Source organism: Rhodovulum sp. (genome assembly GCF_011048875.1).
Classification (GTDB): domain Bacteria; phylum Pseudomonadota; class Alphaproteobacteria; order Rhodobacterales; family Rhodobacteraceae; genus Rhodovulum; species Rhodovulum tesquicola.
This window is the reverse complement of the sequence record NZ_DSDD01000449.1, coordinates 1-9,438: the sequence shown is the minus strand read 5'-3', so window position 1 is coordinate 9,438 and position 9,438 is coordinate 1. Positions and strand designations below refer to the sequence as shown.

Annotated in this window: 8 protein-coding genes, 1 tRNA gene and 1 pseudogene; 9 read left to right on the top strand and 1 reads right to left on the bottom strand. The window is 66.4% G+C overall.

The window, feature by feature from the left end:
* The first annotated feature begins 25 nt into the window (after positions 1–25).
* Complete coding sequence (locus tag ENN83_RS15340) at positions 26–484, top strand: GatB/YqeY domain-containing protein (protein WP_287188480.1); 459 nt, start codon at positions 26–28, stop codon at positions 482–484.
* 154 nt (positions 485–638) lie between these two features.
* On the top strand, positions 639–974 hold the full coding sequence (locus ENN83_RS15335) for a hypothetical protein (RefSeq protein WP_287188477.1): 336 nt from the start codon (positions 639–641) through the stop codon (positions 972–974).
* On the opposite strand, the gene lipB is transcribed toward ENN83_RS15335, so the two are convergent.
* Positions 949–1,644 carry a lipoyl(octanoyl) transferase LipB gene (lipB, locus tag ENN83_RS15330; RefSeq protein WP_287188475.1) on the bottom strand — a complete coding sequence of 232 codons (696 nt, stop codon included), beginning with the start codon at positions 1,642–1,644 and terminating at the stop codon, positions 949–951. The genes ENN83_RS15335 and lipB overlap by 26 nt on opposite strands.
* 115 nt (positions 1,645–1,759) lie before the next feature.
* On the opposite strand from lipB, the gene ENN83_RS15325 reads away from it, so the two are divergent.
* The 7 genes and pseudogenes from ENN83_RS15325 (at position 1,760) to ENN83_RS15295 (ending at position 9,226) form a co-directional block, all read left to right on the top strand.
* Entirely contained in the window at positions 1,760–3,136 is a 1,377-nt protein-coding gene (locus ENN83_RS15325; protein ID WP_287188473.1) for a peptidoglycan-binding domain-containing protein, read from the top strand.
* 124 nt (positions 3,137–3,260) lie between these two features.
* Positions 3,261–3,347: transfer RNA gene (locus ENN83_RS15320), tRNA-Leu, on the top strand.
* A 456-nt stretch (positions 3,348–3,803) separates the two neighbouring features.
* The gene (locus ENN83_RS15315; protein ID WP_287188472.1) at positions 3,804–4,907 is read left to right on the top strand and encodes an ABC transporter ATP-binding protein; all 1,104 of its coding nucleotides are present in this window, start codon (positions 3,804–3,806) and stop codon (positions 4,905–4,907) included.
* Positions 4,908–4,981: 74 nt separating this feature from the next.
* A complete protein-coding gene (locus tag ENN83_RS15310; protein ID WP_287188469.1) occupies positions 4,982–6,106 on the top strand; it encodes an extracellular solute-binding protein in 1,125 nt (374 codons plus the stop codon).
* Positions 6,107–6,178: 72 nt separating this feature from the next.
* Positions 6,179–7,849 carry an ABC transporter permease gene (locus tag ENN83_RS15305; RefSeq protein WP_287188466.1) on the top strand — a complete coding sequence of 557 codons (1,671 nt, stop codon included), beginning with the start codon at positions 6,179–6,181 and terminating at the stop codon, positions 7,847–7,849.
* 10 nt (positions 7,850–7,859) lie between these two features.
* Positions 7,860–8,714 (top strand): annotated as a pseudogene (locus ENN83_RS15300) (ABC transporter permease); the annotation flags it as partial.
* 77 nt (positions 8,715–8,791) lie between these two features.
* On the top strand, positions 8,792–9,226 hold the full coding sequence (locus ENN83_RS15295) for a host attachment protein (RefSeq protein WP_287188461.1): 435 nt from the start codon (positions 8,792–8,794) through the stop codon (positions 9,224–9,226).
* Positions 9,227–9,438 lie beyond the last annotated feature (212 nt).

The window sequence follows — 9,438 nt, the reverse complement described above, 5'->3', positions numbered from 1 at the left end:
GCGCAACCGAACCAGGGGATGCCCGATGGACCTGAGAACCCGCATCTCGACCGCGCTGACGGCCGCGATGAAGTCCCGCGAAGCGGAGCGGCTGGGCACGCTGCGGCTGATCAATGCCGCGATCAAGGACAAGGACATCGCGCTGCGCGGCGAGGGTGTCGAGGAAGGCGTGGGCGAGGCCGAGGTTCTGGCGATCCTCGGCCGCATGGTCAGGCAACGCCAGGAAAGCGCGCGCGCCTACGAGGAGGGTGGGCGGCTCGACCTGGCGGAGGCCGAGCGCGCCGAGATCGCGGTGATCGAGGAATTCCTGCCGCGCCAGCTGAGCGAGGCCGAGGTGGCGAAGGCGGTCGATGATGCGATCGCCCGGACCGGCGCCGCCTCGATCCGCGACATGGGTCGGGTGATGAGCTTGCTCAAGGCCGAATATGCGGGGCGCATGGATTTCGGCACGGTCGGCCCCACGGTGCGCGAGCGCCTTGCCTGACGGCGGGGCAGGGGGCGGGCTTGCATCCGCGCGGCGCGGCGCCATGTCCTCGCAGGAGATTGTTAGGAAAGACGGGCCAGAAGGCCGGGGGCGGGTTTCGCCCATGCACGCGCGGCGCTATGCTGAAGGCCCGAACCGAGACAGGAAGAAGACGATGCTGATGAAATTCCTCAAGAGCGTACGACCCGAGGATTGGCCTGCCGTGATCCTGCGCGGTGCGGCTGTGGTGCTGATCTTGAGCCACCTGATCGCGTTCTTCTTCATCTACCGGCATTTCATCTTCATCCTGACCGCATTGGTGATGGGCCTGCTGCTCGCGCGCGAGATGTACGAGGACCTTGCCCAGCGGTTCTTCCGGCTCAAGGCGCAGACGTATGAGAAGAACGTGATGGAGCGGCAGATCCAGACCGAGCCGCCCGGGCGCGACCCGCTGCTGATCGAGGGGCGGCCCTCGATGAAGGACATCACCGACCGGGCCACGCGCAACTGACCCGCGCGAGTGGCGCTGCCGGGCTGAACGCCCGGTCGAAATTCCGCGCCAGCGCCACGTCCAGATCGGCCATCGTCACCGGCAGGCCCAGATCGACAAGGCTGGTGACGCCATGCTCGCGGATGCCGCAGGGCACGATGCCGTCATAATGCGTGAGGTCGGGTTCGACATTGATCGCGAGCCCGTGAAAGCTGATCCAGCGGCGCAGGCGCACCCCGATGGCGGCGATCTTGTCCTCGCGCGGGGCACCGGTGGGGCCGGGGGGCAGGTCGGGGCGGACGACCCAGACGCCGACGCGGCCCGCGCGGCGCTCGCCCGCGACGTTGAACTCGGCCAGCGTGGCGATCACCCATTCCTCAAGTTGCCAGACGAATTGGCGTACGTCGCGCCCGCGTGCGGCCACGTCCAGCATCGCATAGACCACCCGCTGGCCCGGCCCGTGATAGGTGTATTGCCCGCCGCGCGGCGTGGGAAACACCGGAAAACGGCCCGGATCGGTCAGGTCGGCGGGGTTTGCCGAGGTGCCCGCGGTGTAAAGCGGGGGATGTTCGACCAGCCAGATCGCCTCGCTCGCCCGGCCCGCCGCGATCGCCTCGGCGCGTTTCTCCATAGCGGCGCAGATCTCGGGATAGGTCGAAAATCCCTCGAAAACGGTCCATTCCGGCCGCATGGTCGTCAATTCCTTCCTTGACAGCTGTCACCGGTCGCCGCGAGACTTTGCAAATCCGGGCTCAGCCGGGCGCGCGTGTGTGACGGCGCCGAAAGTGCTTTTCGGGAGAGATGGCATGATGAGGAAGAAATTTGCAATAGCCTGCCTTGCGGCCAGCGTGGCAGCCACGCCGGCCACTCGGGTCGCGGCGGGCGGAAGCGATATCGCGGGCGGAATCATCGGCGGGATCATCGGCGGCGTGATCGTCAACGAGGCGAACAAGAACCGCCAGCGCCCGCAACAGCAGGTGCGCCGGACCGCGCCTAATCCGGGCGTCTCGGCGGCAACGCGCGCGCAGAACCGCGAGGTGCAGACCTCGCTGAACTATTTCGGCTTTCCCGCGGGCACGCCGGACGGCGTGCTGGGGCGCAATTCGCGCAACGCGATCTCGCAATACCAGGCGTTCATGGGCTACGCGCCCACCGGCACCCTCAACCACTATGAGCGCGATTTCCTCGTGACCTCCTATCACCGGGCGATTTCGGGCGGGGCAGTGACCTCGCAGATGGTGGCGGCGAGCCCGCTGGGGACGCGGGGCCTGCTGAAGACCTATCAGCAGCAGCTTGCCGGTGGCGGCATGATCGTCCCCGGGGCACCGGTGCAGCCCGGCACCACCGTCGTCGTCAACCCGCAACCGGCACCGCAACCGGCCTTGCCGCAGCAACCCGCAGTCACCGCCGCTGCCGTAGGCGCCGCCGCGGGGGCCGCCGCGGGGGGCGTGGCCGCGACACCGGCCTTGCCGAATTTTCTCAGCCAAGGCAACGGCCAGTCGCTGGCATCGCATTGCAACAAGGTCAGCCTGGTAACCAACAGCAATGGCGGCTTCACCACGGCGGCCAGCATGACCGATGCGGGTTTCGTGCTGGAGGAACAGTTCTGCCTTGCACGGACCTATGCCATCGCCGAGGGCGAGGAACTGGCGGCCCGAATTCCCGGGGTCACGCCCGACCAGATCGCCGAGCAATGCGCGGGGTTCGGTCCTGCGCTGAAGGATCAGGTCGCGGCGCTGTCGTTCAAGCCGAAGGAGCAGGTGCTTGAGGATGTGCGCGGCTTCGTGATGGGCTCGGGCATGCCGCCCGCCCAGCTTGCGGGCACCGCGCGGGTCTGCCTGTCGGTCGGCTACCGGACCGACAACATGGATGTGGCGATCGGTTCGGGGCTGCTGCTGGCCGCGCTGGGCGAGGATGTCTATGCCGAACTGATGGGCCATCACTTGGCGCAGGGATTCGGCGCCGCACGGCGGGTCGATCTGGCGCTGGACTGGTACGACACCGCGCTGGGCGCGACGGATCGTGGCGTGGTTCCGGTCTTTGCCCCGGCCCAGCCCGAACGCGCCGACCTGATCCGCAAGGCGGCCTACCGGCTGGGCGGGCGCGACGGTGGCGCGTCGCTGTCCACGGGGGAAACGCGGCCGCAACCCGCGGCGCTGCCGACCTTTGCGATCGACAACTGACAGCCCGTGCGGGGCGGCGGCAATTGCCGCCCCCGCCTTGGCTGCGCCCCGGAAAACGGGTGCAAAATCCCCCTTCACATCGACTGGCCAAGCCGCTAAGAAGCGCCGCACTACCTGATCACGTGCGGTCGTGGCGGAATTGGTAGACGCGCAGCGTTGAGGTCGCTGTGGGGTAACTCCCGTGGAAGTTCGAGTCTTCTCGACCGCACCAGTCACTCGCCCTTCTCAGGACGAACGCCGCCCGGCCCCGCGCATCGGGCGGCTTGATCCTGGTGCGTGGCGTATCCTGCGCCCGGTCTGCCTGCGCGCCGGGCAACCGGCCGCGCGGCTGCCGAAAGTCCGGGCATCGGGCGGGCCGGGGCCGGGTTTGCCTTGCGGTTCCGCTGGCAAATGCCGTCGCCCTCATTCAGGTCTTGGGCCGACGGTCCGGCGGGTCGGCGCAGGCCGGAAATCGGTCGCAACCGCCGCCGGAAATGTCGCGTTCCCGCGCGAATCCGACGGGGCTTGCGCGGAATGAATGTTGAAAAGAAGGGGAAAACCGGGTCTTTCGTCTGTTTCCAAGTTCGGCGTTGCACTTGGGCGGGCTCATGATACCGTTTCGCCAATCGGACGGACGATCCGGCAGAACGCGCCCACCAAGGGCGCGCGGCACAACAGGGGGTTACGGTTGACCGCTGCAACGGACAACGGGTTCGTGGTCTTTGACCGCGTCCAGAAAAGCTATGACGGCGAGACGCTCGTCGTCAAAGATCTCAACCTGTCGATCGGGAAGGGCGAGTTCCTGACGATGCTCGGGCCGTCGGGTTCGGGCAAGACCACCTGCCTGATGATGCTGGCGGGCTTCGAGACGGCCACGCATGGCGAGATCCTGCTCGACGGCAAGCCGATCAACAACATCCCGCCGCACAAGCGCGGGATCGGCATGGTGTTCCAGAACTATGCGTTGTTCCCGCACATGACGGTGGCCGAGAACCTGGCCTTCCCGCTGGAGGTGCGCAAGTTCGGCAAGGCCGAGCGCGAGGAGAAGGTGAGCCGCGCCCTTGAAATGGTGCAGATGGGGGCGTTCGGCGGGCGCCGCCCCGCGCAGCTTTCGGGCGGCCAGCAGCAGCGCATCGCGCTGGCCCGCGCGCTGGTCTTCGAGCCGGATCTGGTGCTGATGGACGAACCGCTGGGCGCGCTGGACAAGCAGTTGCGCGAGCACATGCAGTTCGAGATCACGCGGCTGGCGCATAATCTGAGGATCACCACGGTCTATGTCACCCATGACCAGACCGAGGCGCTGACCATGTCCGACCGGGTGGCGGTGTTCAACGATGGCCGCATCCAGCAACTGGATGCGCCGGACGTGCTGTACGAACAGCCCGTCAACAGCTTTGTCGCGCAGTTCATCGGCGAGAACAACACGCTGATGGGCACCGTCAAGGAGATCAAGAACGGCGTCGCGCTGGTCGAACTGGACGATGGCGAGGTGATCGACGCCAAGCCCGTGAACGTCAAGAGGCCGGGCGACCGCACGCTGGTCTCGATCCGGCCCGAACGGGTCGAGATCAACAAGGACCGGCTGTCGCCCAATGCCCATCTGATCCATGCCGAGGTGCTGGAATTCATCTATATGGGCGACATCTACCGCACCCGGTTGCGGGTGGCGGGCAACGAGGATTTCGTCATCAAGACCCGCAACGCCCATGATCAGCGCCGCATGAAGCCGGGCGAGCATATCGAGATCGGCTGGCTGCCCGAGGATTGCCGCGCGCTGGACGCGCCCGAGTGATCGCTTCGGGTCCGCCGCGCCCGGGGCAGCGGATCCCTCGACCAGAACCCGGGAAACACAGCTGGGAGACGACCATGACGATCAGAGGACTTCTTTCCGCAACCGCGCTGGTGACGCTGCCCGTCGCGGCGATGGCGCAGGATCTGCCGCCCTGCGAGAACTGCGCCGACAGCATTACCGTTGTGTCCTGGGGCGGGGCCTACCAGACCAGCCAGATCAAGGCCTATGCCGAGCCCTATGCGGCGATGACCGGCACCACCTTCACCTGGGACGAAAGCTCGAGCGAGGCGGTGGCCAAGCTGCGCGCCATGAACGAGGCGGGCAACATCACCTGGGATCTGGTCGATGTCGAAGGCCCCGACAGCCAGCGGCTGTGCGACGAGGGGCTGGCGATGGAGGTCGATATCGACGAGATCCTCGCCGCGGGCGACGACGGCTCGACCCCGCGCGAGGATTTCGGCGATTCGGCATTCAACGACTGCTTCATCCCGCAGATCGTGTTCTCGACCACCTTCGGCTATCGCACCAATGTCGAGGAATGGGGCGGTCGCACGCCCGACAACCTGTGCGCGCTGTTCGACCTGGAGAACTTCCCCGGCAAGCGCAGCCTGGAGCGGCGGCCGAAGAAGAACATCGAATGGGCGCTGCTGTGCGACGGTGTCGAGAAGGACGACCTTTACGACGTTCTCAGCACGCCGGAGGGCATCGAGCGGGCGCTGGCCAAGCTCGACACCATCAAGTCGGAGGTGATCTGGTGGTCGGCCGGTGCCGAGACGCCGCAGCGCCTTGCCGATGGCGAGGTGGTCATGGGTTCGACCTATAACGGGCGGCTGTTCAGCGTGATCGTGGAGCAGAACCAGCCGGTGAACATGCTGTGGGACTGGCAGGTGTTCGATTTCGACGGCTGGATCATCCCCGAGGGTCTGCCCGAGGACCGGCTGAACCGGGTGCTGCATTTCCTGCATTTCGCGACCGACACCCAGCGGCTGGCCGATCAGGCGAAATATATCAGCTATGGCCCGGCGCGGGCCTCGTCGCAGCCGCTGGTCTCGACCCATGCCGATCTGGGTGTCGAGATGGCGCCGCACATGCCCACCAATCCCGAGAACCAGAAGAACTATCGGGTGAACAACATCGAATGGTGGGCCGACAACCAGGACGATGTCGAGGCCCGCTTCCAGGCGTGGCTGGCCCAGTAAGGGCCTGTTCGACCGCATGACCGGGCAGGGGGCCGCCAACCGGCCCCCCGCCATCTGACAAGGGGAATGGGGATGACCGAGGCAACCCGGACCGGTCAGGTGCTGGCCGCCGACGGAACGCCGCTCAAGCGCAGCCTGCAACGCGCGCTGAGGGCGCAGAAATTGCGGGCGCTGATGCTGATCGCGCCGCTTCTGCTGTTCATAATGGTCACCTTCGTCGCGCCGATCGCGGACATGCTGTTCCGTTCGGTCGAGAACCAGATCGTGTCCGATACCCTGCCGCGCACCGTGCAGGCGATCCGCGACTGGGATCACAATTCCGGCGAGCTGCCCTCCGAGGACGTGCTGGCCGCCTTCACCATCGACATGATCGCCGCGGTCGAGCGCAAGCAGCATACCCGGCTTGGCACGCGGCTGAACTATGAACAGAACGGGCTGTCCTCGCTGTTCCGCAAGACCGGTCGGGGCATGGGCGATATCGGCAAGACCTATCGCGACCAGTTCGCCGCGCTTGATCCGGCCTGGACCGATCCGGGGATCTGGATCGCGCTGTTCGCCGATCCGTCCTGGCAGGCCGATCACGATGCCTGGGAAGCCGCCCGAAGGGCGGCGCGCAGCGCCGGGCGTTCCTTTGCCGAGCCGGTTCCGCCCTTTCGCCTGAAGGACGGCATGGCCGGGGTGCTGCCCGAAACGGCGGACGCCTATCTGGATTTCGCCCGGGCCGTGCAGGGGGGGCGCAACGGCGATCCGGCCGCCCGCGCGCCCTGGCCGCCGGTCTATCTGGCGCTGTATCGCGACCTGACCGCCGTGGGCGTGGGGCGCATCGCCACGCTGGACCCGGCGGCGCAGGCGCTGCTGGACCCGGCCCATTACGCCGTGCGCGGGTTCGAGCGCGCCGATCTGGCCGCGCTCTATGCCGGGATCGACCGCGCCTGGTCGCAGACCACGGTCTGGGCGACGATCCAGACCTTTTCGGCGCGCTACACGCCGGGTTATTTCCTGACCGCGGTGGATCTGAAAAAGACGCCCGACGGCATCACCAGCCAGCCCGCCGACCAGAAGATCTACATCATGCTGTTCGAGCGCACGCTGGTGATGAGCCTTACCATCATGGGCGCCTGCGTGCTGCTGGGCTATCCGATCGCTTTCCTGCTGGCGAACCTGCCGATGCGCACCTCGAACCTGCTGCTGATCCTGGTGCTGTTGCCGTTCTGGACCTCGCTGCTGGTGCGGACCTCGGCCTGGAAGGTGCTGTTGCAGCAGCAGGGCGTCATCAACGACATCCTGGTGTGGATCGGGATCCTCGACAATGCGGGGCGGCTGATCCTCATCAACAACCAGATCGGCACCATCATCGCGATGACGCATATCCTGCTGCCCTTCATGATCCTGCCGCTCTATTCGGTGATGAAGACGATCCCGCCCTCTTACGTCCGCGCGGCAAAATCGCTGGGCGCGACCAACTGGACGGCCTTCTGGCGGATCTATTTCCCGCAATCGGTGCCCGGCATCGGGGCGGGCTGCATCCTCGTCTTCATCCTGGCCATCGGCTATTACATCACGCCGGAACTGGTGGGCGGCACCTCGGGCACCTTCATCTCGAACCGGATCGCCTATCACATCTCCAGTTCGCTGAACTGGGGGCTGGCGGCGGCGCTGGGCACGATCCTTCTGGGCGTCGTGCTGGCGCTTTACTGGACCTATGAGCGGCTTGTCGGCATCGACAAGGTGAACCTGGGGTAAGCGCATGTCACAGATGGATCTTCCCCCCTATGCCACGCCCGGGCAACGGCTCTGGCACTACATGTTCAAGGTGATCTGCGGGCTGATCTTCTTCTTCCTGATCGCGCCGATCCTGGTCATCATCCCGCTCAGCTTCAACGCGCTGGATTTCTTCACCTTCACGCCCGGCATGCTGGCCTTCGACCCGGAGGCCTATTCGCTCAAGCATTACCGCGACTTCTTCAACAACCCCGACTGGCAGCAGGCGCTTGCGAACTCGGTGCGCATCGCGCCCTCGGCCACGATCCTGTCGGTGGTGCTGGGCACGCTGGCGGCGGTCGGTCTGAGCCAGGACCATGTCCCGTTCCGGCGCACGATTATGGCGATCCTGATCTCGCCGATGATCGTGCCGCTGATCATCTCGGCGGCGGGGATGTATTTCTTCTATGCGAGGATCGGGTTGCAGGGCACCTATCTGGGCGTGGTGCTGGCTCATGCCGCGCTGGGCATCCCGTTCGTTATCATCACCGTGACGGCGACGCTGGTGGGGTTCGACCGCTCGCTGACGCGGGCCTCGGCCAGCCTCGGCGCGGGGCCCTTGCGCACCTTCTTCAAAGTGCAGATGCCGCTGATCCTGCCGGGCGTGATATCTGGCGGGCTGTTCGCCTTCATCACCTCCTTCGACGAGGTGGTCGTGGTGCTGTTCGTGGGCTCGGCCAACCAGAAGACGCTGCCCTGGCAGATGTTCATCGGGCTGCGCGAACAGATCAGCCCGACGATCCTGGCGGTCGCGACCGTGCTTGTGGCGGTCTCGATCCTGCTGCTGACCACGGTGGAATTGCTGCGGCGCCGCTCAGAGCGGTTGCGGGGGCTTTCGCCGGGCTGAGCGCCGGTTTGCGCGACATCAATGCGGCCCGCGCCCGGGCTGGCCAGACTTGGGACGTGGTCAAAGCGGAGGATGCCATGAAACCCGTTCGCACGCTGGTGCTGATCGCCAATGAGAAAGAGGCGCGGCTTCTGGTCAATGAGGGACCGGGCAAGGGGTTGGAGGACCTGTCCGCCTTCGACAAGGCGACCGAGATCCGCTATTCCGAACGGCCCGGCCGCAGCCAGGCTGGGCCGGGTGCCGCGCGCCACGGCTTCGAGTTCTCCACCCCCGAGCGGGAACAGAATCGCGACGCCTTTGCCCGCGATGTGCTGGAAATTGCGGCGGCGGAATGGGCGAAGGGCAGCTATGACCGCTTCGCGATGAGTGCGCCGCCCGCGATGCTGGGCGCGCTGCGCGGACATATCGCCGCGCCGCTTGCCGGGATCCTTGTTGCGGATCTCAACAAGGACCTGGTGGGGGTTGCGGCGGCGGACCTGCCGCGCCATTTCAGGGACATCATCCTGTTCTGAGCCGGGGCGTCGGCGCCCCGGCGCAATGCCCGGAGGCTCCGATGTCCGATACACCCGCTCCCAATCCGAACTGGCAACCCGCACCCGAACTGGTCTCGCGACCCCGGCCGGTATCCGCTGCCGCATCCGCTGCGCCGCCAGAAGCCGTGGCCGCCCAGCCGGCGCCGGGCGTCAATGGCACGACCGGCGCCGGCTGGGCGGCCACGGCTTCT

Coding starts and splice junctions, on each gene's coding strand:
- ENN83_RS15310 (WP_287188469.1), top strand. CDS start 4,982: ATGACGATCAGAGGACTTCTTTCCGCAACCGCGCTGGTGACGCTGCCC.
- ENN83_RS15295 (WP_287188461.1), top strand. CDS start 8,792: ATGAAACCCGTTCGCACGCTGGTGCTGATCGCCAATGAGAAAGAGGCG.
- ENN83_RS15340 (WP_287188480.1), top strand. CDS start 26: ATGGACCTGAGAACCCGCATCTCGACCGCGCTGACGGCCGCGATGAAG.
- ENN83_RS15335 (WP_287188477.1), top strand. CDS start 639: ATGCTGATGAAATTCCTCAAGAGCGTACGACCCGAGGATTGGCCTGCC.
- lipB (WP_287188475.1), bottom strand. CDS start 1,644: ATGCGGCCGGAATGGACCGTTTTCGAGGGATTTTCGACCTATCCCGAG.
- ENN83_RS15325 (WP_287188473.1), top strand. CDS start 1,760: ATGATGAGGAAGAAATTTGCAATAGCCTGCCTTGCGGCCAGCGTGGCA.
- ENN83_RS15305 (WP_287188466.1), top strand. CDS start 6,179: ATGACCGAGGCAACCCGGACCGGTCAGGTGCTGGCCGCCGACGGAACG.